Source organism: Luteimonas sp. A501 (assembly GCF_054052085.1).
The window spans coordinates 1,331,863-1,358,197 of the sequence record NZ_JBSVRI010000001.1 but is presented as its reverse complement, the minus strand read 5'-3'; the positions used below and the strand labels follow the sequence as shown (position 1 = coordinate 1,358,197).

At 66.0% G+C, this 26,335-nt stretch carries 24 protein-coding genes; 16 read left to right on the top strand and 8 right to left on the bottom strand.

Annotated features, from left to right (window positions below):
* Nucleotides 1–62 precede the first annotated feature (62 nt).
* The 4 genes from ACW7G5_RS06170 (at nucleotide 63) to ACW7G5_RS06155 (ending at nucleotide 4,902) form a co-directional block, all read left to right on the top strand.
* Complete coding sequence (locus tag ACW7G5_RS06170) at nucleotides 63–662, top strand: hypothetical protein (RefSeq protein ID WP_457002700.1); 600 nt, start codon at nucleotides 63–65, stop codon at nucleotides 660–662.
* A 615-nt stretch (nucleotides 663–1,277) separates the two neighbouring features.
* Nucleotides 1,278–3,725, top strand: a complete 2,448-nt coding sequence (locus tag ACW7G5_RS06165; RefSeq protein ID WP_457002698.1) for a heavy metal translocating P-type ATPase — start codon at nucleotides 1,278–1,280, stop codon at nucleotides 3,723–3,725.
* A complete protein-coding gene (gene cueR, locus ACW7G5_RS06160; RefSeq protein ID WP_457002697.1) occupies nucleotides 3,715–4,173 on the top strand; it encodes a Cu(I)-responsive transcriptional regulator in 459 nt (152 codons plus the stop codon). The genes ACW7G5_RS06165 and cueR overlap by 11 nt, the downstream gene beginning before the upstream one ends.
* Before the next feature lie 402 nt (nucleotides 4,174–4,575).
* Nucleotides 4,576–4,902, top strand: coding sequence for a hypothetical protein (locus ACW7G5_RS06155; protein WP_457002695.1), 327 nt, complete (start codon nucleotides 4,576–4,578; stop codon nucleotides 4,900–4,902).
* 58 nt (nucleotides 4,903–4,960) lie between these two features.
* On the opposite strand, the gene ACW7G5_RS06150 is transcribed toward ACW7G5_RS06155, so the two are convergent.
* Complete coding sequence (locus tag ACW7G5_RS06150; RefSeq protein WP_457002693.1) at nucleotides 4,961–5,365, bottom strand: hypothetical protein; 405 nt, start codon at nucleotides 5,363–5,365, stop codon at nucleotides 4,961–4,963.
* A gap of 676 nt (nucleotides 5,366–6,041) precedes the next feature.
* Here ACW7G5_RS06150 and ACW7G5_RS06145 point away from each other — a divergent pair.
* Complete coding sequence (locus ACW7G5_RS06145; protein WP_457002691.1) at nucleotides 6,042–7,307, top strand: bifunctional alpha/beta hydrolase/OsmC family protein; 1,266 nt, start codon at nucleotides 6,042–6,044, stop codon at nucleotides 7,305–7,307.
* Nucleotides 7,308–7,355: 48 nt separating this feature from the next.
* On the opposite strand, the gene ACW7G5_RS06140 is transcribed toward ACW7G5_RS06145, so the two are convergent.
* Together ACW7G5_RS06140 and wrbA are read right to left on the bottom strand one after the other, a co-directional pair.
* Entirely contained in the window at nucleotides 7,356–9,131 is a 1,776-nt protein-coding gene (locus ACW7G5_RS06140; RefSeq protein ID WP_457002689.1) for an esterase/lipase family protein, read from the bottom strand.
* Nucleotides 9,132–9,308: 177 nt separating this feature from the next.
* Nucleotides 9,309–9,908 (bottom strand): NAD(P)H:quinone oxidoreductase, encoded by a 600-nt coding sequence (wrbA, locus tag ACW7G5_RS06135; RefSeq protein ID WP_457002687.1) that lies wholly within the window; start codon nucleotides 9,906–9,908, stop codon nucleotides 9,309–9,311.
* A 163-nt stretch (nucleotides 9,909–10,071) separates the two neighbouring features.
* On the opposite strand from wrbA, the gene ACW7G5_RS06130 reads away from it, so the two are divergent.
* From ACW7G5_RS06130 to ACW7G5_RS06090, 9 genes are all read left to right on the top strand, one after another.
* Nucleotides 10,072–10,971 (top strand): LysR substrate-binding domain-containing protein, encoded by a 900-nt coding sequence (locus tag ACW7G5_RS06130; protein ID WP_457002685.1) that lies wholly within the window; start codon nucleotides 10,072–10,074, stop codon nucleotides 10,969–10,971.
* Between the two features lie 119 nt (nucleotides 10,972–11,090).
* Complete coding sequence (locus ACW7G5_RS06125; protein ID WP_457002907.1) at nucleotides 11,091–11,432, top strand: carboxymuconolactone decarboxylase family protein; 342 nt, start codon at nucleotides 11,091–11,093, stop codon at nucleotides 11,430–11,432.
* 200 nt (nucleotides 11,433–11,632) lie between these two features.
* Complete coding sequence (locus tag ACW7G5_RS06120; RefSeq protein WP_457002683.1) at nucleotides 11,633–12,412, top strand: isochorismatase family protein; 780 nt, start codon at nucleotides 11,633–11,635, stop codon at nucleotides 12,410–12,412.
* Between the two features lie 85 nt (nucleotides 12,413–12,497).
* Entirely contained in the window at nucleotides 12,498–14,333 is a 1,836-nt protein-coding gene (locus ACW7G5_RS06115) for an amidohydrolase (RefSeq protein ID WP_457002681.1), read from the top strand.
* A 44-nt stretch (nucleotides 14,334–14,377) separates the two neighbouring features.
* Entirely contained in the window at nucleotides 14,378–15,877 is a 1,500-nt protein-coding gene (locus tag ACW7G5_RS06110; protein WP_457002680.1) for a catalase, read from the top strand.
* Nucleotides 15,878–16,133: 256 nt separating this feature from the next.
* On the top strand, nucleotides 16,134–16,838 hold the full coding sequence (locus ACW7G5_RS06105; protein ID WP_457002678.1) for a pirin family protein: 705 nt from the start codon (nucleotides 16,134–16,136) through the stop codon (nucleotides 16,836–16,838).
* Nucleotides 16,839–16,939: 101 nt separating this feature from the next.
* Nucleotides 16,940–17,512: an NADPH-dependent FMN reductase gene (locus tag ACW7G5_RS06100; RefSeq protein WP_457002676.1), complete on the top strand. Its 573-nt coding sequence runs from the start codon at nucleotides 16,940–16,942 to the stop codon at nucleotides 17,510–17,512.
* Between the two features lie 38 nt (nucleotides 17,513–17,550).
* Nucleotides 17,551–18,489 carry a rhodanese-like domain-containing protein gene (locus tag ACW7G5_RS06095; protein WP_457002675.1) on the top strand — a complete coding sequence of 313 codons (939 nt, stop codon included), beginning with the start codon at nucleotides 17,551–17,553 and terminating at the stop codon, nucleotides 18,487–18,489.
* 68 nt (nucleotides 18,490–18,557) lie between these two features.
* Nucleotides 18,558–19,451, top strand: a complete 894-nt coding sequence (locus tag ACW7G5_RS06090) for a pirin family protein (RefSeq protein WP_457002673.1) — start codon at nucleotides 18,558–18,560, stop codon at nucleotides 19,449–19,451.
* A 212-nt stretch (nucleotides 19,452–19,663) separates the two neighbouring features.
* Here the strand turns inward: ACW7G5_RS06090 and ACW7G5_RS06085 are convergent, their stop codons facing one another.
* The 5 genes from ACW7G5_RS06085 to ACW7G5_RS06065 all read right to left on the bottom strand — a co-directional run bounded on the left by ACW7G5_RS06085 (nucleotide 19,664) and on the right by ACW7G5_RS06065 (nucleotide 23,891).
* Nucleotides 19,664–20,611, bottom strand: a complete 948-nt coding sequence (locus ACW7G5_RS06085; RefSeq protein ID WP_457002671.1) for a glutathione S-transferase family protein — start codon at nucleotides 20,609–20,611, stop codon at nucleotides 19,664–19,666.
* A gap of 221 nt (nucleotides 20,612–20,832) precedes the next feature.
* Nucleotides 20,833–22,044: a PQQ-dependent sugar dehydrogenase gene (locus ACW7G5_RS06080; RefSeq protein ID WP_457002906.1), complete on the bottom strand. Its 1,212-nt coding sequence runs from the start codon at nucleotides 22,042–22,044 to the stop codon at nucleotides 20,833–20,835.
* Nucleotides 22,045–22,218: 174 nt separating this feature from the next.
* On the bottom strand, nucleotides 22,219–22,701 hold the full coding sequence (locus ACW7G5_RS06075) for a DoxX family protein (RefSeq protein ID WP_457002670.1): 483 nt from the start codon (nucleotides 22,699–22,701) through the stop codon (nucleotides 22,219–22,221).
* A 40-nt stretch (nucleotides 22,702–22,741) separates the two neighbouring features.
* The gene (locus ACW7G5_RS06070) at nucleotides 22,742–23,305 is read right to left on the bottom strand and encodes a YceI family protein (RefSeq protein WP_457002668.1); all 564 of its coding nucleotides are present in this window, start codon (nucleotides 23,303–23,305) and stop codon (nucleotides 22,742–22,744) included.
* Between the two features lies 1 nt (nucleotide 23,306).
* Entirely contained in the window at nucleotides 23,307–23,891 is a 585-nt protein-coding gene (locus ACW7G5_RS06065) for a cytochrome b (RefSeq protein WP_457002666.1), read from the bottom strand.
* Between the two features lie 319 nt (nucleotides 23,892–24,210).
* Here ACW7G5_RS06065 and ACW7G5_RS06060 point away from each other — a divergent pair, with 319 nt between their 5' ends.
* Nucleotides 24,211–24,804, top strand: coding sequence for a YceI family protein (locus tag ACW7G5_RS06060; protein ID WP_457002664.1), 594 nt, complete (start codon nucleotides 24,211–24,213; stop codon nucleotides 24,802–24,804).
* Nucleotides 24,805–25,405: 601 nt separating this feature from the next.
* Nucleotides 25,406–26,335 carry a cation diffusion facilitator family transporter gene (locus ACW7G5_RS06055; protein ID WP_457002663.1) on the top strand — a complete coding sequence of 310 codons (930 nt, stop codon included), beginning with the start codon at nucleotides 25,406–25,408 and terminating at the stop codon, nucleotides 26,333–26,335.

Sequence of the window (26,335 nt, the reverse complement as noted above, 5' to 3'; positions counted from 1 at the left end):
TCCGGCGCTGGCAGCGGCTAGGATGCGCAGCTGACCCATGTATCCGCACCCTGGAGCCAACCATGAACACGAAGCGCCTTGCCCATCTGATTCCCTTCGCAGCGGCGCTCGCGCTGGCGTCCGCTGCGATCGCCAGCGAGCCGCCGGGGGATGCGGGGCAGGCTGCCCGACCCGACGTCGAGACCATGGTCCAGGCCGAGGTCGCCGTGCGCGGCAGCGTCACTGCCATCGACATCGAAAAGCGCCTGGTGACCCTGGACACGGGCACTGGAACGCGCGTGCTGCCGGTCGATCCGCGCGTTACGGGACTCGACGACCTGCGCGTCGGCGACGTGGTCGACGTGCGCTACCACCGGTCGGTGCTGTTCGACATCCAGCCCGGCGGCAGCGCCGAGCCGGGCGCATACATCAGCGAAGGCCGGCATCCGTCGAATGGCGGACAGGTGGGCGAACAGGAAGTGACCGTGCTCGCGGCGGTGGTTGAGGTCGACGCCGCATCGGGCGCGTTCACCGTGCAGGGCCCGACCGGCAACGTCCGCACGCTGCACGCCGAGAAGCCGGAGCATCGCGAAACCGTGGGCCGGATCAAGGTGGGCGACCTGCTGCGGGTCCGTTTCCGCGAAGGGCTGGCGGTGTCGGTGGCGCAGGCCGAACTGCACTAGCCAAGGCCAGGCGCGTCCACGTGGCGCGCCGGAAGCGGCGGGACCCGACCGGCAGGAGGCCGCATGGGGAGTCATCGATCCATGGATGGAATATCGCTGGCGGTACTGCTGGCCATGGCAACACTGGCGGCCGCGGGCTGGTCCGCGCAGGCGCATGCGCAGACCGTGCAGAAATGCATCGACACCACTGGTCACGTCACGCTGACCAGCGGCGAATGTGCAGACGGGGAGCGGCTTGCGGGCATGTATGACGCCGTGCCGGAGCCCGCCACGGCTGCAGCTGCCGGGAAAGCTGAATCCCGGCGAGGGCAGGAGGGAGCTTCATCGCGATCCGGCGCGACTGCTCGTGGTGTTGCCGGGAGCACGCGTCCCGCCCGGGCGCGGGCGCGCGGCAAGCCTTCATCCGGCCGTTGCCAGGCTGCGCGCGACCGCCGTGAGCAGACGCTCCGCCGCGTGGGCTTGAAGCGTACGTTCGACCTTCTGCGCAAGCTCGACGACGAGGTCTGGGCAGCGTGTGCCCGGGCCGGCGGCTGACCCGCTTTCGAATTCAGTGGGCGTCGCGATCTTCTGCAGCAGGGCAGGCCTTGACCTTCCCGTCATGGGAAGGATTAGGCTGTGCGCATCCTGCAGGAGAACGTACCCGTGACCACCACCATTGCCGCCCTGGATCTGCGACTGCCCATCGAGGGCATGACCTGCGCCTCGTGCGCGGGCCGGGTCGAGCGCGCGTTGAAGCAACTGCCCGGCGTCGATGACGCCACCGTCAACCTTGCCACCGAGACCGCCGAAGTCCGGGGCGCCGCGCTGCCGTCCGCCGCGGACATCGCCCGTGCGATCGAGGCCGCGGGCTATCGCGTTGGCGTGGATGAAACCGAGTTGGCCATCGAAGGCATGACCTGTGCGTCCTGCGTGGGCCGGGTCGAGCGGGCGCTGGTGCAGGTTCCGGGCGTGCTCGACGCATCGGTCAACCTCGCCACCGAGCGCGCGCGGGTGCGCACCGCCGGTGCAGTCGACGTGGCGAAGCTCGTGGCCGCCGTGGAGGCCGCGGGCTACATCGCGCAGCCTCCACAGGCAACGCCTGCTGTAGAGGATCAGCCCGTCTCCACCACGGGCCGCCGGCCGCTTTCGAAGGAAGCCCGCCATCTGCTCATCGCCGCCATCCTGACTGCGCCACTGGTGCTGCCGATGGCCGGGATGCTCTTCGGCCAGCACTGGATGCTGCCCGGCTGGCTGCAGTTCGCGCTGGCCACGCCCGTGCAGTTCTGGCTGGGCGCGCGCTTCTACCGCGCCGGCTGGCACGCCCTGCGCGCCCGCACCGGCAACATGGACCTGCTGGTGGCGCTGGGCACTTCGGCCGGCTATGGCCTGAGCGTGCACAACCTGCTGCAGGGCTCCGCCGAGCTCTATTTCGAAGCTTCCGCCGCGATTATCACCCTGATCCTGCTCGGCAAGTTCCTCGAAGCGCGCGCCAAGCGCCAGACGACCGAAGCGATCCGCGCGCTGCAGGCGCTGAAGCCATCGACCGCGCGCGTGCGCACCGCCGCCGGCGACGCGGATGTCGCGGTCGAGCGGGTGAGGGTAGGGGACCTGGTGGTCGTGCGCCCGGGCGAGCGCTTTCCCGTCGATGGCGAAGTGCGCGAAGGCCGCACCCACGCCGACGAATCGCTGATCACCGGCGAGTCGCTTCCCGTCGCCAAGGACGCCGGCGACCGGGTCACCGGCGGCGCCGTCAACGGCGAAGGCGTCGTGGTGGTCAAGACCCTGGCCATCGGCAGCGAGACCGCGCTGGCACGCATCATCCGCCTGGTGGAGGACGCACAGGCGAAGAAGGCCCCGATCCAGAAGGCGGTCGATCGCGTCAGCGCGATCTTCGTGCCGGTCGTGGTGGCCATCGCGCTGGTGACCCTGCTGGCCTGGGGCCTTGCGACCCAGGACTGGAACGCCGCGATCCTCAACGCCGTGGCGGTGCTGGTGATCGCCTGTCCCTGCGCGCTCGGCCTGGCGACGCCCACCGCAATAATGGCCGGCACTGGCGTCGCGGCACGCTCCGGCATCCTGATCAAGGACGCCGAAGCGCTCGAACTCGCGCACAAGGTCCGGGTTGTCGCCTTCGACAAGACCGGCACCCTGACCGCGGGCGAGCCGCGGCTGGTCGAAGCGATTCCCGCCATCGGCAACCGCGACGCCTTGATTGCACTGGCTGCCGCGCTGCAGAGCGGCAGCGAGCATCCGCTGGCCCGGGCCGTGCTGCGCGAAGCGACGCCGGCGGCCGCGGCCTCCGATACCCAGGCCCTGCCGGGACGTGGCCTGAAGGGACGCGTCGACGGCCGCGAAACGTGGCTTGGCAACCTGGCGTTGATGCAGGAGATCAAGGCCGATGTCGGCGACCTCGGCGCGCGCGTGGATGAGCTGGAGCGCAGCGGCCACACTCTGTCCTGGCTCGCGGTCGGGGAGGGCGATGCGGTCCGGGTGCGAGGCCTGCTGGCCTTCCGCGACGAGCCGCGCGCCGGCGCTCGCGCGGCCGTCGCGCGCCTGCACGATCTTGGCGTCCGCACCGTGATGATTTCGGGCGACAACCAAGGCGCGGCGCGCAGCATTGCCGGCAGCCTTGGCATCGACGAAGTGCATGCCAACGTCCGCCCGGAGCAGAAGGTGGAGGTGGTCCGCGCCCTCAAGGCACAGGGCGTGGTCGCCATGGTCGGCGACGGCATCAATGACGCCCCGGCGCTGGCGGCGAGCGACGTCGGCATCGCCATGGGCTCGGGCACCGACGTGGCGATGCACGCCGCTGCGATCACGCTGATGCGCTCCGAAATCACCCTGGTGGCCGACGCCATCGACGTCTCCCGGCGCACCACCGCCAAGATCCACCAGAACCTGTTCTGGGCCTTCGCCTACAACGTGATCGGCATCCCGCTGGCCGCGATGGGTCTGCTCGACCCGATCTTCGCCGGCGCCGCCATGGCGTTCTCGTCGGTGAGCGTGGTGGGCAATACGTTGCTGCTCAAGCGTTGGCGCCCGGCGCCTTCCCACACCAGCCAGGAGGCGGGCCATGTCGCATAAAGCACCGCCACCGGAGCTTGGCGAAGCGCGCGAACAGGGCTTCCACAACATCGGCGAGGCCGCCGGCCTGTCCGGGGTCACCGCCAAGATGATCCGCCACTACGAGAGCATCGGACTGATCCCCGAGGCAGCCCGGACCGCGGCCGGCTACCGCCTCTACAGCGGGCAGGACGTGCACCGGCTGCGTTTCGTCAAACGAGCGCGCGCACTGGGCTTTTCGATGAAGCAGATCGAAATCCTGCTGGCGCTCTGGTCGGACCGCTCTCGTGCCAGCGCCGAGGTCAAGTCGCTGGCGCTGGACCATGCCCGGGACCTGGGCAAGCGCGTTGCGGAGATGCAGGCCATGCAGCGGACGCTTGAAGAGCTCGCGCGGCGATGCCATGGCAACCAGCGGCCGGATTGTCCGATCTTGGACGACCTGGGTGGGGACGCGCCGGCGAGTTCCTGACGCATTTGGGATTGGACACCGCCTTCCCGACGAGCTCGATTTTACATAATGTGCATTATGCGAAGTTGCGGTAGATGCTTCGCGCAACACTGATCTGGATGAAGGCATGGTGCCGGCATGAATCGCCCGCCGTGCTGGCGTGAAGGCACCTGCCCAACGACTGCGCCCGCGGCCAGCTAAACCGAGTCGTCTACAACTCCACGCCGCTGCATGGGCCGTGGGCCGGCTGGCACTTTGCAGTTGTGCAATCGGCCTGCGATCGGAGTCTCACGTAGTAGTGAACCAGCGTCGCGATCGGCAGATCCACGAGGAAAGGCGTTTGCCGTCAGCACCTTAGCGGCGACTCCGAGATCCACGCCGGCTGACAGCCGGAGGCGCTATGGTCGCGCCCTGGGGGACATCATGACCAAGAAGCGCAACGAGTGGGCGAATAGCCCGGTGTGGACCATTGCAGCCGGCGTGCTGCTGGCCCTGATCACATTTGCCGGCGTCGAGCGATGGCAGCAGGCCCGCGCACAAGAGGCAGCGATCACCGCGTTCCAACGCGCCGTAGCCGACCCCGACCCGCTCGGATGGCAGAAGGCGGCCGCACAACGTGACCGCGCGGAACGAACGCGGAGAAGCGCGGGCGAAGCGGACAAGGCGTTAGGCCCTGGCGAACGCTGCATCGACGGGCAGCGCTTCCGGCAGATCGACAGCGGCTTCATCCAGATGCAGAGGCCATGTTGACCGTTCTATTCTCGCCCCGCAGGATGCCGGATGTAGTCAATCCCCTGGTCAGGATCTGCTACTTGCATTGCTGATAGACGTAATCATCCCAACTCCTGAGCATCGCGTGCGTGCGCTTGAGACCTACGGACTCGATCTGGCTATCACGCCAGCGCTTGGCCGCTTCGCATCGCTGATGTCGGGACTGATCAGTCGAACGCGGTGCGCTGTAAACGTTCGCAGACTGGGCGGCATGCCGCTGATCCTGCGCCGCTTTCCAGCGTTCCAACTCCGCTTGCCGACTCAGCTGCGCCGGCGTGACGCGTTCGGGCGCAGCGTCGTAGCTTGCCGACTCACGCTGCCCCTGAGGACATGCACCGCTGGTCAGCGTGATTGAGCCGTCGCGGCCCTCGCACTTCTGCACCGTCTGGCCAGAGGTCGGAAACACCACGACCGCCAGCAACACCCCCATCCATCGAATCATGATCGTCCCCTACGACCTTGTCCTCGTGTGGATGCTACCAGCCCTGTATCTCGTAGCCTTGGACCGACCCGGTTACTTCCCTCGCCCTGCGCGGTACCTGTACTTCCGAGTCGTGACTAGAAGTCCCCTGCCCCAGCCAACCATCCCTGACCCCTTGCCTTGGAGTGTCAGCTATCGGCGAGAAGCAGCTGTACCGGCTACAAGCGTCGATACGACAGCGCTCGATCAGCTGGTGGCCGGGTAATCCGTATAGCCCGTGGCACCCCCACCGTAGTAGGTCTCGCGGTCGGGCAGAGCGAGCGGCATGTCGCGCCGCGTCGCCCCGTGATCCGAGAACCGATCTCATGAGCAGGCGCGCACTTCGAAAACTGACGGTTCCCTTCGGCATGCGTCCGGGTTTGTGATCCCGCTGCATGGGAGGCTCGCGTCAGTAGGTGTTGTTCCGCTTTCGGCCAGTAGGGGCTCCCTACCCCGATAACGCGCCCTAATCACTCCTTAGCCTAATACCCGTTTCGCGACCAAAGACGCGTGCGAACCACGTGTTGCTGCCAGTGCACAGGGAACTACCGCGAATGGTTGCCCCGACTATCACACCAACTGCATGCAGACGAAGTCAGGCGCTGCCGCCCGCGCCACATGATGTACCGTCTACCGAAACAGGAAAGGCGCAGAGCCCATGCCGACTCAAGCATTTGATTTCACCGGCGCGGATGGTCAACCGCTTTCGGGTGCACTGGATCTGCCCGATGGCCCCGTATCGTCTTACGCGCTGTTCGCGCATTGCTTCACCTGTACAAAAAGCTCGCTCGCGGCCGTCCGGCTGGGCAAGGCGCTGACGGCGCTGGGCTACGGAGTGCTCCGCTTCGACTTCACCGGCCTGGGCCAGAGCGGCGGCGAGTTCGCCGACAGCAGCTTCAGCGGCAGCATTGCCGACCTGATCGCCGCCGCCGATGCGATGCGTGAGGCCGGGCGGCCGCCTGCGCTGTTGATCGGCCACAGCCTCGGCGGCGCCGCGGTCCTGGCGGCGGCCGGCCAGATACCCGGGATCCAGGCAGTGGCGACGATCGGCGCGCCTTTCGATGTCGAACATGTCACGCATCTCTTCGCCGGAGGCCTCGATGAACTCCGTGAGAAAGGCGAGGCGGAAGTCCGGATCGGCGGTCGACCGTTCAAGCTCCGCCAGTCCTTCGTCGACGATCTTGCATCCCACGATCAGGGAGATCGGATCCGCGCGCTCAGGAAGCCCCTGCTGATCCTGCATTCGCCACAGGATTCAATCGTCGGCATCGACAACGCGACCGCGATCTACAAGGCGGCACTCCATCCCAAGAGCTTCATTTCGCTCGACGGCGCGGATCATCTGCTGACCGATCGCAAGGACGCGGACTTCGTCGCTACGATGATTGCTGCATGGTCATCACGCTCGCTGAAGAGCGCGATGCCGGCGCGGAGCGACGCGCAGTCCGGCGTGGTGACCGTCGCGGAAACCGGTGAAGGGGCCTTCCAGGTGGAGGTCAGTGCCGGCGGCGTCCATTTCCTCGCCGACGAGCCGCCCGAGGTGGGCGGGCTCGGGTCCGGCCCGACGCCCTACGATCTGCTTGCCGCCGGCCTCGGCGCGTGCACGGCCATGACGCTGCGCATGTATGCACAGCACAAGCAGCTTCCACTGGACCGGGTGACGGTGACGGTCGGCCATAGCCGCCGGCAAGGGAACGAGCCCGCGGACGTGTTCACGCGGCGCCTGCTGCTGGCGGGCGAGCTGTCGGACCATCAGAGGCAGCGGCTCGCGGAAATTGCCGACAAGTGCCCCGTGCACCGGACCCTGGAGCGGGGCGCTGCGGTGGAAACCGAACTCGGCGAGACGATGCCGGATGGCGCCGCCGAGAAGCCGGGCCAACACGCAAACGACATGGCCAGCGCCACCGACGCCGAACCGGCATAGCCCCCTCCCCCACCCGGCGCATTGGCGGCATGGGGAGGTCCCCGTCACTCACTCCGCCGGGGCTGGCTGCGGGGTTAGCCGTGAGGCTGGCAGCCTGGCAAGCAGGATCCGCTTGAGCACGGTGATGGTTTCCGGGAGGGTCTGCAGGTCATGGCCGCCACGGACGCGGTACTCGGCACCATCGGGCCATGAGGCGCTCTCCAGCGAGACGACGCCATCGCCGCGCGCCGCATCCTCCGGATCGAGTATGCCGATGATGGAGTGCACGCCTACGCCCGGCGCCGTCGGCAGTTCACTCGCCGCACGACTCACCGGCTGTGCTGGCGACAGCGTCGCCAGGCTGTCCGGCCCGCCGGCCAGGTAGTTGTCGCGCAGCTCGGGCTGGACCTGGTCGGGATGCCCGAGGGTCATCCGGACCAGGTAGTCGAGCACGTCCCGCGGACCACCGATGAACCTGCGGACCAGGCGCGCCATCATCCCTTCCGCCATCAGGCTGCCGCGGTGCGGTGCGGCGATCAGCACGATGTCGTCCACGCCCTCCAAGGGTTCGAACATGAAGAGTTCGCGGGCCGCCTGGATGTCGGCGGCATCGGCCTGCAAGGCATCCGGCGGCACGGTGAATGCCGCGTCCCACAGCGCCGTCCCCGAATCGGTGGCGAGCAGCCGCGTCAGCACGCCGCCCATCGAGTGGCCCACGATCACCATCGGCGGCTGCGGATGATAGGGCGACAGGCGCCCGCGTTCGCGAAAGTCCGTGATGGTGCCAGCCAGGCCCTGGCGGTTGACGAGGAAGGGCAGCCCGGTGGGATAGCGTGCGAGCCAGAACTGGTAGCGGTCGGAAACCCTCGGATCGCCAAGCAGCTCGTTGACCATGTTGGCCCAGGTCATCGGGCTGCTCGCGAAGCCGTGCACCAGCACGACGACGTCCTTGTGGTAATCGATCGGCGCCAGCAGCCTGATCTGGGGCTCGCCATCATCGTCCGGCGCACCGCGGAGCAGGCGCCACATGTCCAGTTCTTCTTCGAACGCGATCGCGGCGCTGGCATAGGCCGCACTCAGGTCGCGTGCAAGCGGGATGTCGCCGAAGACGGTCGCGACCGACTCTTCGCGCGAGGCGTCGGTGGCGAGCAGGCTGGCGTTGCCCTCCGCATCGACGATCAACTGCACCGTGACCGGCAGCGCGAAGGGTTGTGCCGGGAACGCACCCACCGCTTCTTCCGTGCGCCCGAACGCCACGGCAGGCGCACCGATGCCGTCCTTGATCTGGCGGGTGCGAAGCCCTTTCGGCCTCAGCGCCGCGGCCAGCTCGAGCCGCTCCACGGCCGACCGGGGGAAGCGTCGCTCGTCCACCCGCCATCGGATCGACTGGGGTCGGTCGGCAATGTCCTGCACCAGGCCCGAAGTGCAGGCGTTGTGCAGGCGCAGCGCCATCTGCGAGCGCGCATCCAGCGGACCGAAGCGCCCGGGCAGGTTGGGCCCGAAAAGATAGCGATGGGTCAGGACGCCGCAGCGGGTGAGCGCCTGCGTGCGCGCGTCAGCGGTCGCACCGCGGCCATGCAGGAACAGCACATCCGCGGCCGCGATCAGGCGGATTCCCGGGCGCATGGGGTCGGGCGAATCGAGGATCGCGTCCGCGCAGGCCGGGCCCGGGCTGCGGCACGCCTCTTCCAGCCCCAGCATCGAGATGACTTCGCGCGTGGTGGCCCAGGGGCGCGCCGGCAGGCGCAGGCCATCGATCGTGGTGGAGACCTGCAGGCGGGCGTCGCGGTCGAGTCCCAGGGACTGGCAGCCCGCGGCCAGAAGGCACGCGGCCAGGGCGGGCATCCAGGCCTTCCAGAATCGAATTGCCCTGCTCAACCTTCCTCCGGAGCCGCCGCGGTGCCGGGCCATGGTAGCGGCTCCAGTGCCTTCGTGAAGGCGTTCGCGGGGGCTCCGGATGCGCCCTGCCCTTCGCCAATGCAGGACCACAAGGGTCCTGCATCGTGCTTCCGGCAGCCTGGATCAGCCCGCGAGCTTGGTGGCGACCTCGGCCACGAGGCGGCCCTGGAACCGGGCACCCTCCAGCTCGTTCTCGCTCGGCTGGCGCGAGCCGTCGCCGCCGGCGATGGTGGAGGCACCGTAGGGTGCGCCGCCAGTCACCTCGTCGAGCCGCATCTGGCCCTGGAAGCTGTAAGGCAGCCCGACGCACACCATGCCGAAGTGCATCAGATTGGTATGGATGGCCATGAGCGTGGTTTCCTGGCCGCCATGCTGCGTGGCGGTGGAGGTGAACGCCGAGCCGACCTTGCCGTGCAGCGCACCACGTGCCCAGAGGCCGCCGGTCTGGTCGAGGAAATTCGCCATCTGCGAGGTCATGCGGCCGTAGCGCGTTCCCGTGCCAATGATGATCGCGTCGTAGTCGGGAAGTTCGTCCACCTTCGCGAGCGGTGCTCCCTGGTCCATCTTGTAGTGCGATGCGCGCGCGACCTCTTCGGGTACCAGTTCGGGCACGCGGCGGATGTCCACGGTCGCGCCGGCCTCGCGCGCGCCTTCGGCCACGGCCTGCGCCATCTGCTCGATATGGCCATAGGCCGAGTAATAGAGGACCAGAACCTTGCTCATCATCATCTCCGGAGTGCGAAACGTCCGACGCTAGACCTTGGAGACCGCCGCGAATAGTCGCGTCTTTGGAATCTCAATGTTTCCAAACTAGATACAAAGATTCGGTTCCTTGCGGGATACGTAAGAGTGTGGGAACAATGCCCAGCCGTGAATGGAGCTCCAGATGGACCGGATCGAATGCATGCGGGCCTTTGTCGAGGCGGTACGGGCTGAAAGCTTCGCCGCAGCGGCGCGAACGCTGGACGTTCCGCGGTCCAAGGTCAGCAAGCAGGTCCAGTCGCTGGAGGAGGCGCTCGGCGTCCAGCTCCTGATGAGGACCACGCGCAGCCTGCACCTGACCGAAGCCGGCGCCGCCTATTACGAAGATGCCCAGGATGTGCTCGCCGCCATCGATGAGGCGGAGGAGCGGGCCAGGGGAACCTCCGGCATCCGCGGCATTGTCAGGTGCAACGTGCCGGTCTCCTTCGGGATGCGAGTCGTCAGCGGGCTGGTTCCGCGATTTCTCGAGAAGTATCCGGACATCGAGCTTCAGCTGTCGCTGACCGACCACCTGATCGATCCGGTGCGGGGAGGCTTCGACGTCACCATCCGCATCGCCGACCTGGCCGACTCATCATTTGCTGCGCGGAAGATCATGCCGGCTGCCCGCAGCCTGGTGGCATCGCCCGACTATCTCGCGCGCCATGGAGTGCCGGACTCTCCCGATGGCTTGGCATCGCATGCCTTCCTCAATTACGGCTGCCTGCAGGGCGGCATCACCATCCAGCTGACCCGCGGGAAAGAGGTGCAGCGGGTGCGTACACGCGGGCCGGTCATTGCCGACAACGGTGACTTCCTTGCGGTCATGGCCGTTGCCGGGCTGGGCATCACGCTTGTTCCGGACTTCATTGCCCAGGACGATCTGGACACCGGACGACTGGTGCGCGTGCTCGAGGATTGGAGCGCCCCGCCGATCGCTGTGCATGCCCTGTTCGCGCAGTCTCGCAACATGCCGCTACGGCTGCGGCGGTTCGTGGACTTCCTGGTCAGTGAGCTCGGCGACGGTGACACCCCGCCGCCCTGAGACGTACCGGAATTGCGGCGAAACCTGGACGGTCTTACCGGCTTTTGCGGTTGTTCTTGTTGGATATGTTCCTTCAATACGCGGCCCGGTTGAGCCGCAATGACCTTGGAGATACGACCATGCTCGATTGGAACAGCTATCGCGATGAACTCAAGGGCCGCATCGGCGAGATCGGCAAGCTTTCTCCGGACACCGTGCGCGGCTATGCCACCCTCGCGGGCGCCGGCAACAAGACCCAACACCTCGATGCAAAGACACGTGAGTTGATCGGCCTGGCGGTCGCGGTCACCACGCGCTGTGACGGCTGCATCACCGTGCATGTGGACGCCGCGCTCAAGCATGGCGCGACCCGCGAGGAAATCGCGGAGGCACTCGGTGTTGCGGTCGCGCTCAACGCCGGGGCGGCACTGGTGTACTCGGCCCGCGTCATGGACGCGGTGGCCGCCCATCCCGGTTCGTGATTTCTGCCTCTTCAGGCCCGGATTGTATCGAATCCGGAATCAATGAAGTGGCGATCATCCGGTATCTGCGCGGCCCCCGGAGATCTACGCTTCGACCACGTGCTGCCAACGAATGAACTTTCGGGCGCTGGTGCACGGGCAACACGTCCGATGAGCTTGCTCCCGTCATCGTCATTCATTTCGAACGAGAGGCGACAACCATGAAACACTCGAATTTCTTCGGCAATCTCTTCCACACGGTGGCAATGGTCGCGGTGATGTCCATCCCGCTCGCCTATTCGCCCATGGCGAGTGCGCAGCAAGCCAGTTCGCAGGCGCCCATTGAAGGGCTTTCACGCCAGCCGACGCCGGCGGCACGTGCGGCGCTCTATGACCCCAACGATGCCGTTCTCCTCCTCCTGGACCATCAGACGGGTCTTTTCCAGACGGTGAAGGACATTCCGCTCGCCGAGCTGCGTGCGAACACGGTGGCCCTGGCAAAGATCGCCGTACAGGCGGGGATACCCGTGATCTACACGGCATCGGAACCGGGTGGTCCGAACGGTCCCATCATGGAAGAGCTGCTTGAGGCCGCGCCCGATGCGATCTACGTCGGCCGCACCGGCGAGGTCAGCGCATGGGACAACGCCGACTTCGTGAAGGCCGTCGAGGCCACCGGCCGCAAGACCCTGGTCATGGCCGGCGTGTGGACCAGCGTCTGCGTCGCCTTCCCGGCTCTCCAGGCCGAAGCTGATGGCTACAACGTGCTGGCGGTGATGGATGCCTCGGGCGACGTCAGCAAGCTCGCGTCGGACGCGGCCATGCTGCGCATGGCGAACGGCGGCGTCGTACCGGTCACCACCAACACCATCCTCAGCGAAACCCACCGCACCTGGAACCGCAAGGATGCCGCCGCGTGGGGCGCGCTCTACTCCGAGCTCGTGCCGAACTACCGTGCCGTTGCAGAGAGCTACCAGCGGGCCCAGGAAGCGGCGAAGTAAGACTCGCCGTCCGCGCTTCCCTCGGAAGCGAAGTGAACGCGGGGCCGGACCGACCGTCCGGCCCCCGCCATTGAAGGAGGCATCCATGCGGTACTTGATCTTGATCGGCGCGACGCTGATGGCGGCTGCGTGCTCGAATCCGGCGCAGCCACCTGCCACGGCACAGCAGTCCGGGACACAACAGCAAGCGGGCCAGGCCGACCTCATCGTGACGAACGCGAACGTCGTCACCATGGACGCGGAACGCCCCAGCGCCCGCGCGTTCGCGGTGGTGGACGGACGGATCGTGGCGGTCGGCGACGAGGCGGAAATCGCAGCCCGGCGCGGCGACAGCACCCGCGTCATCGACGCGGGCGGCAGGACCGTCATTCCCGGCCTGAACGACTCGCACACCCACGTGGTCCGCGGCGGACGCTTTTACAACCTTGAGCTCCGCTGGGATGGTGTCGGTTCGCTGGATCGCGCCCTGCAGATGGTGCGCGAGCAGGCAGAGCGGACGCCAGAAGGTCAGTGGGTCCGGGTCATCGGCGGCTGGTCGCCGTACCAGTTCCAAGAGAAGCGGATGCCGACGATCGCGGAATTGAACGCGGCGGCGCCTGATACGCCGACCGTTGTCGTATTCCTGTACAGCCAGGGCATGATCAATCGTGCAGCCGTGGAGGCTCTGGGCCTGACCCAAGACACCAAGGCGCCGGACGGCGGCAGGTACGAGTTTGTCGATGGCGGCGCGATCCTGCACGCCGAGCCGAATCCCGCCATCCTCTACGCAATGATCGCAAAGCCGCCGGCGCTCTCGGCCGACGACCAGGTCAACTCCACCCTGCACTTCTATCGCGAGCTCAACCGGCTGGGCATGACCAGCGCCGTTGATGCAGGTGGTGGCGGCCAGCTGTTTCCCGACGATTACGCCACCAGCCTGAAAATCGCGACCGACGGCAAGCTGCCCCTGCGCGTGAGCTATTACCTCTTTGCGCAGACCGCTGGCCAAGAGGCGGCCGATTTCCGCCGTTGGGCCGACGGTTACGGGTTGGACGACAACCAGCACGAAGCGCTCGAGCATGGCTACGAGCTGGAGGGTGCGGGTGAGTTCCTGGCGCACAGCGTTGGCGACTGGGAAAACTTCATGGCGGCAAAGCCCGACCTCGATGAGCGCAAGGCGCGCGGCATCGACTGGGACACCGATCTCCACGAAGTCGCTTCCATCCTGGTCGAGAAGCAGTGGCCGTTGCGGCAGCACGCCACCTACGGCGAGAGCGTGAGCCGGATCCTGGATGTCTTCGAGCGGGTGAAGGAAGAACAGGGCCGGTTCGTGCCGCGCTGGGCGATCGACCACGCGGAAACCGTGACCGACGAAGACCTGCAGCGGATCAAGGACATGGGCGGCGGCATCGCCATCCAGAACCGCATGGGCTTCGCGGGCGAATACTTCGCCGAACGCTATGGCAAGGAAGCGGCATTGAGCGCCCCACCGGTCCGCAAGATGCTCGATCTTGGAATTCCGGTCGGCGGCGGAACCGACGGCACGCGCGTGAGCAGCTACAACCCGTGGCCGGCCATCCATTGGCTGGTGACCGGAAAGACGATGGGCGGAACGCAACTGTTCGCTGACGAAAACCGGCTGTCGCGCGAAGAAGCCCTGCGACTGTTCACCGCGAACGCGGCGTGGTTCAGCCAGGAAGAGGACGTCAAGGGCCGGATCGCCCCCGGCCAGTACGCCGACTTCGCCATCCTGACCGAGGACTACCTGACCGTTCCGGAAGAGCGCATCAAGAACCTGCAGTCGCTGCTGACCGTCGTCGGTGGAAACGTGGTCTACGCGGCGGGACCGTTCGACGACATCGCGGTGCCGGAGCTTCCCCCCGTCAGCCCCGCCTGGTCGCCTGTTGCGCACTTCGGCGGCTACCAGAACGAAAACCCGTAACAGCTGCGGATGCAGCGGTGCCAAGCAACCTTGAGGAGACCTTCATGACCAACCCAAATGACAAGGACACGCCCCGCCCGACCATGAGCACCGGCGCACCCGCTCCCAGCGACCGCGACTCGCTCACGATCGGGCCGAACGGCCCGATCCTGCTCCACGACGTCCACTTCCTCGAGCAGATGGCGCACTTCAACCGCGAGAAGGTGCCGGAGCGCCAGCCGCACGCCAAGGGCGCAGGCGCGTTCGGCAGCTTTGAAACCACCCAGGACGTGTCGCGCTACACGAAGGCCGCGCTGTTCCAGCCGGGCGCGAAGACCGAAATGCTCGCGCGGTTCTCCACCGTGGCCGGCGAGATGGGCAGCCCCGACACCTGGCGCGACGTGCGCGGATTTTCGCTGAAATTCTATACCAGCGAGGGCAACTACGACCTAGTGGGCAACAACACGCCGATCTTCTTTGTGCGTGACCCGATGAAGTTCCCGCACTTCATCCGCAGCCAGAAGCGCCTGCCCGATTCCGGCCTGCGCGACAACCACATGCAGTGGGACTTCTGGACCAACAATCCCGAGTCCGCGCACCAGGTGACCTATCTGATGGGCCCGCGCGGCCTGCCGCGCACCTGGCGACACATGAACGGCTACGGCTCGCATACCTATATGTGGGTGAATGCCGCCGGCGAAAAGTTCTGGGTCAAGTACCACTTCCACACCCGCCAGGGGATGGCGTTCTTCAGCAACGCCGAAGCCCAGGCCATGGCCGGCAGCGACGCCGACTTCCACCGCCGCGACCTGTTCGACGCCATCGCCCGCGGCGAGCACCCGCGCTGGCGCCTGAGCGTGCAGGTCATGCCCTTCGAAGACGCGAAGACCTATCGCTTCAACCCATTCGACCTGACCAAGACCTGGCCGCACGCCGACTATCCGCTGATCGAGGTGGGCACGATGACCCTCGACCGCAATCCGGAGAACTTCTTCGCGCAGATCGAACAGGCCGCCTTCTCGCCCGGCAACACCGTGCCCGGCATCGGGCTGTCGCCGGACAAGATGCTGCTCGGTCGGGCCTTCGCCTACAACGACGCCCAGCGCCACCGCATCGGCGCCAACTTCCACCAGCTCCCGGTCAACCAGCCGAAGGTGCCGGTCAACACCTACATGTTCGACGGGCAGATGGCCTATCACCACAGCGGCGCCGCGCCGGTCTACGTGCCCAACAGCGGCGGCCGGCCGTGGGCGGAGTCGCCCGGCCAGGTGGATGACGGCTGGGAGGCGGACGGCACGATGGTGCGCAGCGCCTACACGCTGCGTTCGGACGATGACGACTTCACCCAGCCCGGCATCCTGGTGCGCGAGGTGTTCAACGATGCCGACCGCGATGCACTGGTGGAACAGGTCGCCGGCAGCCTGCTCGGCGGCGTGCGCAGCCCGGTGCTGGAACGCGCGTTCGAGTATTGGAAGAGCATCGACCAAGAGGTGGGCGCGCGCATCGAGGACAAGGTGCGGACAGGCGGCGCGCCGGAGCCGGCGGCGGGCATGGGCGAGAGCTGAGAGCTGAGTACGCCCCTCGGGCGCATGATCTGGTTCTGGCTGCCTGGAGGTACAGGCAGCCGCGGGCCTCATGTCCCGGATGGTCGATCCCTGCCCCACCGCCGATTGGCGATGAATCACCACGAATCCCGTGCGACGCCGAAGTGGGATCGTATCGTTTTAAGAAACAATGAAATGATCCTAGCCCGGTATTTGGCACGCAATTCGCGACATAGACTCAATCATCAAATCCCCTCCCCCAACAGGAGTACATCCCATGATTGAACGTCGCCCCTTCGCCAGCCTCGGTGGAGCCAACCACGGTTGGCTTGACGCCAAGCACCACTTTTCCTTCGCCGAGTACCACGACCCGAAGCGCGTTCATTGGGGCGCACTGCGGGTCTGGAACGACGACACCATCCAGGCGGGTACCGGCTTCCCTCCCCACGCCCACGCCGACATGGAAATCATCACCTACGTCCGCGAAGGCGCGATCACCCACGAGGACAACCTGGGCAACAAGGGACGCACCGAAGCCGGTGACGTCCAGGTCATGAGCGCTGGCAGCGGTGTCCGCCACTCCGAGTACAACCACGAACCGGGTACCACACGGATCTTCCAGATCTGGATCATCCCGAACCAGCAGGGGCGCCCTCCCTCCTGGGGCGCAAAGCCCTTTCCCAAGGGCGCGCGCTCGGGACGCTTCATCACCCTCGCCAGCGGCATCGAAGACGACGACGACGCACTGCCGATCCGCACCGACGCACGGGTGCTCGGCGCGACGCTCAAGGCCGGTGAAACCACCGAGTACCGCTTCGCAGGCCCCGGTCGCTTCGGCTACCTGGTGCCGGCCAAGGGCAAGGTCGAAGTCGACGGCGTGGTCCTTGACGCACGCGATGGCGCCGCGATCAGCGAGGTGGAAAGCATCCGGGTGACGGCCATCGAGGATGCCGAGCTCGTGCTGGTCGATACCGCGGCCTGACCGCCTCTCGACTTCGACCACGCATCTGTCAGTGCCAACCGTAACCGTGCCGTAAGCTGCAACGCGACCATCGTGGTCGCGTTGCAAACCAGGAGAGGATGATGAAGACATACAAAGTGGGCTATCTGATCGGAAGCCTTGCCGAAGGCTCGATCAACCGGAAACTTGCCCAGGCGCTGTTCAAGCTTGCGCCGCAGCAGCTCCAGTTCCACGAGATCTCCTTCAAGGACCTGCCGCTGTACAGCTACGACTACGACGCCGACTATCCGGAGGTCGGAAGCAAGTTCAAGAAAGCCATCGAAGGCTCCGATGCGATCCTGATCGTGACCCCGGAATACAACCGCTCGATCCCCGGCGGGCTCAAGAACGCCATCGACTGGGCCAGCCGCCCCTGGGGCACCAACTCCTTCGCCAACATCCCCTCGGGCGTGATCGGCACCTCGCCCGGCGCGATCGGCACCGCGGTGGGCCAGCAGCACCTGCGCAGCATCCTCGGCTTCCTCAACTCGCCGCAGATGAACTCGCCGGAGGCCTACATCCAGTTCAAGGACGGCTTCCTCAACGACGCCGGCGAGATCGCCGACGCATCGACCGCCGAGTTCCTGCGCGGCTATCTCAAGGAGTTCCACGAGTTCATCGCGCGTGTCCTGACGGTGCTTCCGCGCGGCGCGTGACGCGCCCGCGGAAGTGACCACGGCGGCATGGACCAATGATGGAGGCACTGGACGCACTGTTGTCGACCTATGGTCTGTGGCTGGTCTTCATCGTGGTCCTGCTCGACCAGGGCGGGATTCCGATTCCCGCGTGGCCGCCGCTCGTGGTCGCCAGCGCGCAGGCTGCGGAGCGCCTGGAACCCGTGTGGCCCATTCTGCTGGCGGCCACCGCGGCGGCGCTGCTGGCCGACATGTTGTGGTACCTCGCCGGGCGCCGACACGGCGCCCGCATGCTGCGCCTGATCTGCCGCGTCTCGCTCTCTCCCGACAGCTGCGTGTCCAGCACGCGCGCGATCTACGCGAAGTGGGGTCCGCCCTCGCTGATACTGGCCAAGTTCATCCCCGGCTTCGCCGCGGTCGGCACCACGCTGGCCGGCCACCAGCGCACGCCGCTGGGCCGCTTTGCGATCTATGACGGCACCGGGGCCATGCTTTGGGCCGGTGTCGCGATCGCGACGGGCGTGGTGTTCCACGACGCGGTCAACGAAGCACTGCTGACCCTGGAGTCTCTGGGACGCGTCGGGATCGGCCTGGTGCTGGTGGCATTGCTGGTGTTCGTCCTGCGCAAGGTCTGGAAGCGCCACCTGTTCCTGCGCGAGCTGCGCATGGAGCGCATCTCCGTACCCGAGCTGCATGCGTTGATGGCGCATCCCGAAAGGCCGCTCGTCGTGGATGTCCGCACCGACGCCGAACGTGCCGAGACCGGATGGATTCCCGGCGCGGTCCACGCGACCCGGGTGGCCGACCTGGTATCCAGCGTCAGCGGCGAAGTGGTGGTCTATTGCGACTGCCCGAACGAAGCTTCAGCCGCACGCGTGGCCAGCCAGCTCAAGCAGCTCGGCTTTGGCCGCGTACGACCGCTGGCGGGTGGGCTGGAAGCCTGGCGCTTGCACGGTCTGCCCATGGAGACCTGCCGGCTTCAACCCGGCGACGCGTAACCACCACCACATGCCATCGCTGCAATAGTCGCCCATTGCTGTTCGCCCACCCTGACAGGAGACTTCCCATGATCGAACTCATCATCCAGCAGCGCTGCCGCGACCTGGGCGCGTTCGAAGTCGGCCGCGTGCTGCCGTTCGCCAAGCGCCGCATGATCGGTCCCTACATCTTCTTCGACCGCATGGGCCCCAAGCAGATCGAGCGCGGACTGCCCCGCGAAGCCGATGTGCGACCCCATCCGCACATCGGCCTGTCGACGATCACCTATCTGTTCGACGGCGAGATCATGCATCGCGACAGCATCGGCTCTGAACAGCCCATCCGGCCGGGCGAGGTCAACTGGATGACCGCCGGGAGCGGCATCACCCACTCCGAGCGTTTTGAAGAGCTCCGTGCCAACGGCGGCCCGATGGATGGCATCCAGGCCTGGGTGGCGCTGCCGAACGAGCGCGAGGAGATGGATCCGGGCTTCTGGCATTACCCGAGCGAGGCGCTGCCGGTGTTCGACGGCGACGGCATCGTCGGGCGCCTGATCGCGGGGCGGCTGGCGGGCATCGAGTCACCGGTGAAGGTCGATTCGCCTCAGTTCTACGTGCACTGGCAGTTGCCGGCCGGGTCGCGAACGACACTGCCGGCGGAGTACAGCGAGCGGGCGGTCTACGTCGCCAGCGGCGATGTCGAAGTGGCCGGCCAGCGCCTGGAGGTCGGGAGCATGGCCGTCCTGGCGCCGGGCAAGACGGCGACGGTCATGGCGCGCAGCGACGCGGTCGTCATGGCGCTGGGCGGAGAGCCCGTGGGACCGCGCTACATCGACTGGAACTTCGTGTCTTCGTCCAGGGAGCGCATCGAACAGGCGCGCGCCGACTGGGCGGCGGGCCGGATGAAGCTGCCGGACCTGGACAACGACGAGTTCATCCCCCTGCCGCCCAAGATCGGGGCAGCGCCGGAACCGATGTCCTGAGCAGCGCTGGGCAGTTCAATCCCTGGTCGCCGTCGGCACTTCAACGACACCGTCGCGCTGCGCGGCGAGTACAGCCGCTTCGAGCTGGGCGATGTCGACGTTGACCTGGCGCAGGTGCAGGTGCGGTTCGACTTCTGATCGAGCTGCAAGTCAGCCCTTCACGAGGCCGGCCCCGAAACGGGTCGGCCTCGTGCTTTCCGGGGATGGCAGGCTCAGAACGGCTGCAGTGGCCCCAAGGGCACGACCCCGGTCGGATTGATGGTGGGGTGGCTCTCGTAGTAGTGCCGCTTGATGTGGTCGAAGTGGACCGTATCGCTGACCCCCGGAATCTTCATCATCCGCGCGGTGAACCCATGCAGTGCCGGATAGTCGGCGATCCGCCGGAGGTTGCATTTGAAGTGCCCGTGGTAAACCGGGTCGAAGCGCACCAGGGTCGTGAACAGGCGGATATCGACCTCCGTGAGCCGGTCGCCGACCAGCCAGTCCCGGGTGGAAAGGTGCTCCTCGAGCCAGTCGAGGGCTTCGAACAGCGGCAGCACCGCCGCCTCGTATGCTTCCTGCGTGGTGGCAAAGCCGGCCCGATACACCCCGTTGTTGACGGTCGCATAGACCCGCGCGTTGACCGCGTCGATCTCCTCGCGCAGTGGCGCCGGATAGTAGTCGCCCGGCTTCGCGCCCAGAACGTCATACGCCGCATTGAACATGCGGATGATCTCGGAAGACTCGTTGCTGACGATGGTGTCCGTGGCCTGGTCCCAGAGCAGCGGCACCGTCACCCGACCCGTCATCCCGGGTCGTGCCCGGGTGTAGAGCTGGTGCAGGTACTCCGCGCCCATCACCGGGTCAGGCGTGACCCCCGTGCCATTGGCGAAAGTCCAGCCGTGCTCGAGCATGCGCCAGTGCACGACAGACACCGGCACCAGCTCCTCGAGCCCTTTCAGGGCGCGCACGATCAGGGTGCGGTGCGCCCAGGGGCAGGCGTAGCTGACGTACAACCGGTAGCGACCGGGCTCGGCGCGGTGTCCACGCTGCCCATCCGGTCCGACGCCACCGTCGGCGCTAAGCCAATCTCGGAAGCTGGCCTCCTCGCGCCGGAATTGGCCGTCCTCAGCCGTGTCGTACCACTTGTCGCGCCATTTGCCTTCAATCAACAGGCCCACGGGATTCTCCTGCGTTGTGTGCAATCGTTGGAATGCGAACAGCTGCGTATGAAAGGACGCCCTGTTCGATGACGGGCGTGTCCTGTCGAAGCTGATCGGCCGGCCGACCACGTCGCTGAAGGACTCCGTGGCTGCCACGCCAGAACAGGTCTGATGCCGCTTTGACGAGGTTTGACCACGAAATTCCCGGAGTCAAACCTCGCCCTGCATGATTGGAAGGGTCAGCTTTCGGTCGCCGACGTTGCTTGCTCCGGCGTCAGCTTCAACAACCAACCCTCGCCCTGGCGGGTGCCGTCTTCAAGCAGCCAGATGGCGCCATCGGGGCCCTGTTCAACTTCGCGGATGCGCCGCTGCATGTCGAATCGCTGCGCTTCGCGTGCGCTGTCGCCATCGAACTCGATGCGCACCAGCGACTTCGACGACATGCCGCCGATGAAACCGTTGCCCTTCCACGCCGGGAACAGGTCACCGCTGTAAATCATGAAGCCAGCGGGCGAGATCACCGGATTCCAGCTCACCACCGGCGCGCGGAATTCCGGGCGGGTGTCGTGGTCGGGGATCACGGTGCCGTCGTAGTGGTCGCCATTGGAAATGATCGGGTAGCCATAGTTGGCGCCCTTCTCGATGCGGTTGAGTTCATCGCCGCCCATGGGCCCCATTTCCTGTGCCCACAGCTGGCCGCTGGCGTCGAAGGCCAGGCCGAGGATGTTGCGGTGGCCCAGCGTCCAGATCTGCGCGGTCACGCCGCCCTGGTCGGCGAATGGATTGCCCTCTGCAGGCGTGCCGTCGTCGTTGAGGCGCACGATCTTGCCCAGGTTGGTGCCCAGGTCCTGCGCCGGGTCAAACTCCTTGCGCTCGCTCGAACTGATGAACAGCTTGCCGTCGCTGCCGAAGGCGATGCGGTAGCCGAAGTGGCCGTCGCCGCTCTTCTTCGGGTCCTGGCGCCAGATCACCTCGAGGTTCTCGAGCGCGCCACCACCCTGACCATCGAGCATCAACTTGCCGCGCGCAACCGCGGCACCCATCAGGCCCCCGTCGCCGGGTTCGTTGAAGCTGAGGTAGACCAGTCCGTTCTCGGCGTACCCGGGATGCAGGACGACATCGCCCAGGCCGCCCTGGGCCACATGCTTCACCTCCGGTACCCCACTGATGTTGCCGGTCTTGCCGGTCGCCGGGTCGTAGAGGCGCAGCGTGCCCCCCATCTCGGTCACCAGCAGACTGCCGTCAGGCAGGAAAGTCATCGCCCAAGGGGTGTTGAACTTCGTTACTTCAGCAGTGGCGAAGCTGCTGGCCGCTGCGTTTTCAGGTGCGGGGGTTGTCGCCGGTGCGGTCTGCGCCGGCGTTACGACTGCGGCCTCTTCGCCGACATTGCTGCCACAGGCGGTCAGCACTCCGGCGATGGCAGCCACGATCAACATTTGTTTGAACTGGATCATTGTTTGTCCTCGGTGGATTGGAAGGAAACGCCCGGCATGAGTGATTACCCGGGTGATGACATGGCTCCGAGCAGAGCCAGCTTGTCAATCAACAGGCCCACGGGATGCTCCTATTTTGTGTGCAATCGTTGGAGTGCAAATAGCTGCATATGACAGGCTGCCAAGCTGCGGCTAACGCGTGTGGATTTCCGGATTCGACGGTGATTGCAGCCACGCTCGTAGGCGGGAGCTGGATTGAAGCTTGATGTCCATGCACCTGCTGACCGTTGCTTCGAGCGACCCCTGCGGGTTGCCGGCCGCGTGCCCATTGGCTGTCCTGCAAGCGGTTTCCGCCCCCGCAATCCTTCGGGAATGGACCCATTCATCCATGCTGAAGCCTCCGGCGCCGAGCACCGCGATCACGAACAGGACCATGGTGAACATGCCGGTGCCGGCGAACTCCAGGAATGCCGACGGTGAGATGAAATCCCAGGGCAGCCGGGCCAGCGCCGACAGTCCAAGCACTCCCAGCACGGCGGCGGCATATCGGGTCTTGAAGCCGACCATGAGGAGCGCGGCGCCGGACCAGTTGATGATGTTCGGATGCGATGGCTCGATCGAAACCAGTACCGCTGCCGCTAGCAGGCGTAGGAGCAGTGCATTGAAGTCGGTCATGGAGTGTTCCCAACGTTGGTGCCCACTGCAGGAGTGGCGGTCAGAGCGCCGGACGGAAGGTCACCCTTGTCGACACGGCGACGTTGTTCGGGATGAGTGAAAGATCGGCCCAGTCGCCCGCGCCCACACCAAAGTCCAGGCGCTTGACCGTGGCCGTGCCGGCCAACACGGGGCGATTGCCCGGGGTCCAGGTGATGGACAGGCTCACCGGCTTCTTGATCCCACTCAGCTCCAGCGTGCCGTCGGCGACGTAGCGGTCACCGCCCAAGCTGCGGAAGCCACTCGCGGTGTAGCGGGCAGTGGCGAACTGTCCCACGTTGAAGAAAGCCGCGGCCTTGAGCGTGCCGTCTCGGTCTGTGTTCTTCGTGTCGGCGGTCGCCAGCGGAATCGTCACGTCGAGCTTCGCGTCCTGTGGCGCGGCCGGGTCGAAGCTCAACCTGGCCTGGAATTCGGGGAAGAGGCCGACGAAGGTCTCGCCCTGGTACTCGCTGGCAAAGCTCAGCGCGCCCGAGGACTGGACGTAGTCTGCAGCGGCGACGGGAGCAGCGGTGGCGGCAAAGGCGGCGGCCAGCGCGAAGGGAAGGATGCGGTTACGAACGTTCATTTCAGTTCTCCAGAACGGGTGCGGTGGGCGCGGCAGCACGACGCAGGCTGGGGAGCATGCGGCGCAGGGTGTCGTCGCCCTGGAAGGAGTGGTGATAGAAGGCAGCGCCCGCGTGGGCCAGCACGAGCAGGATCAGCAGCCAGAAGCCGTACTCGTGCACCTGGATGGACAGCGCGGCCAGTTCTTCGCTGCGCTCGACAATCGACGGCAGGTTGAACTTCTTGAACCACTGCAGCGGATAGCCCGAGGCGGAGTTGAACACCCAGCCGCTGAGCGGAATCGCGAACAGCAGCACATAGAGCGCGATGTGGGTGGCGTCTGCAATGCGCGCCTGCCAGGTGGGCGTGCCGGCCACCGGCTTCGGCGCGCCGGCGAACAGTCGCCAAGCCAGGCGCAGCACAACCAGGGCGAGCAGGGTCAGGCCAAGCGACTTGTGCAGTGCATACGCGTTGATCTTTGCCGGCGTGGGCGGCATGTCGACCATGGTCAGGCCAAGCCAGGCGAGCCACACGATCATCACCAGGACGGCCCAGTGTAAAAGCTGGCTGATCACACCCCAGCGGGCCTTGGAATTGCAAAGTTGCATGGACGGCTCCGTTTTGATCGAGGCGGATGATCCGCGACGGAGCTATTCTCATTGTCACGACTGAGTCGATAAACTGGATGAAAGCGACTTCATTGTTTCTATATTAGCGACAATGCCGCCGACATATCCGCGGTTCGCTCTCTCTCTGTCTCTCTCACTCTCTCAAAAGCCGCCAAGGCATTGACTCTAATCCAGAGACATTCATGTCACGAAAAGCGGCTTTATCAACGAAATCAGAACGATATCCTTGTTCGTGTGGTCGGCGGCTGTTGCCCCTATGTATCGCCGCCCGTCTCAACTCACGCAACTGGAGCCTTCCATGAAGAACCGTCTTTCCTGCGGCATCCTCGCCGCTGTACTTCTCGCCTCTTCCGTCTACGCCTTCGCCGCCCCGGTGACCTACAAGATCGACCCGACCCACACCGACGTCATCGCGCAGTGGAACCATTTCGGATTCTCCAATCCGATCGCGCACTTCGGCCAGGTCGACGGGTCGATCACCTACGATCCGGACGATGTCGCCGCTTCCAACGTGGAAGTTGTGCTCCCGCTGGCCGGGCTGTCCTCGCACGTGGCCGCCTTCGACGACCACCTGCGCAGCGCGGACTTCTTCGACGCCGCGAACTTCCCTCAGGCGACCTTCAAGAGCACCTCTGTGAAGGCGAATGGTGACGGAAGGCTGGCCATCACCGGCGACCTGACCATCAAGGACATCACCAAGCCAGTGGTGCTGGTTGCCAGCATCAACCAGATCGCCGAGAACCCGATGAGCGGGCAGCCGACCGCGGGCTTCGACGCCGTTGCCACGATCAAGCGCACGGACTTCGATCTGGGCATGTTTGTTCCGAACGTCAGCGACGAAGTGCAGCTGCGCATCACAACCGAGGCTTCCGTTCCGAAGCCGGAAAACTGATTCCAGGCCGCACGAGGCAGGGCCTGCCGCTCCTCGGGAACGGTGGGCTCTTTGGCAATCAGTAACTCCTGGCCCAGCGCCCACACCATTGACGTCAAAGTACTCGGCCAAGTGAGGCTTGACGGGAGGCGCCAGTTCGAAGCTGTCTCTGCTCGACGGCACCGATCGCATACCGTGAAAGTCGACTTGGCTGTCGTCCGCCTTCCATGTGAGTCGTCTTTGAGCGCAACCACTCAAGCCTGCTGACATCGTCAGGTTGAACTCGTGGAACGCTGTGGGTTTCGAGTGGGAAGCTGCCTTCCCTACCCCCGATAATGCTCCCTAATCCGCTGCCCGGGCAGACATCCACTACCGGCAAAGAGCTAACAGCCCACCTCGTTCGGCTCAGGACGGCCAGAGGAGCGCTCCGCCCTTCTCGTCCTGTGGCCCTGACGTCTGCCAGGCTATGCGCACTCCTCTTTGATCGACCTGCGCGCAAGCGCCGCCCACCGCGCTGGAACGACGACGTATACCCGCGCAGGCGACGTCCTAGTTCCGAGCCGCCCTGGCGATCGTGCACCGGCAGGCTTCCGACTGGCCCCACCGATGCGCGCAGCGGACAATGGTCACCCTGAAACCCCGCGACAGACCGGCCGAAGCCACGCCGGACCTGAGGAAATACGCCTGGCTGGCCATCGTGACCGCTGTGCTGACGGTCCTGCTCAAGGGCAGCGCCTGGGCCATCACCGGTTCGGTGGGCCTGCTGTCGGACGCCGCCGAATCGATGGTCAACCTGGTGGCTGCGATCGTCGCCCTGGTCTCGCTGACGATCGCCGCCCGGCCGGCCGACGACGACCACCACTTCGGCCACAGCAAGGCGGAGTATTTCTCGGCCGCGCTGGAAGGCATCATGATCTTCGTCGCCGCGGCCTCGATCATCTACCTGGGCATCGATCGCCTGTTCAACCCGCGGCCGCTGGGGTCGCTCGGCCTCGGCCTCGCCATTTCGATCGTGGCCGCTGTCCTCAACGGCGTCGTCGGGCGAATCCTGATAAAGGTCGGCACGCGACACCGCTCCATCACTCTGCGCGCCGACGGCAAGCACCTGATGACCGACGTGTACACCTCGGTCGGGGTCGTGGTGGGCCTGGGGCTGGCGTGGCTGACGGGCTGGAACTGGCTGGATCCGGTGATCGCGATCCTGGTGGGCGTGAACATCCTGGTCACCGGCTACCGGCTGATGTCCGAATCCGCCTCCGGCCTGATGGACGCGACCCTGTCCGCGGAAGACAACGCCAGGATCCATGCCATCCTGAACGCGCACGCCGAACCGGGTCGGATCGAATTCCATGCCGTGCGCACGCGCGAGTCCGGCGCCCGCCAGTTCATGGAGATGCACATGCTGGTGCCCGGCGACTGGACGGTGCTGCGCGGGCATGACGCCATGGAAGACCTGGTGGAGAAGATCGTGGCGGAGTTCCCGGCCATGCGCGTGACCGGGCACCTGGAACCGGTCTCCGATCCCCGCAGCTACGAAGACATGACCCTGTAG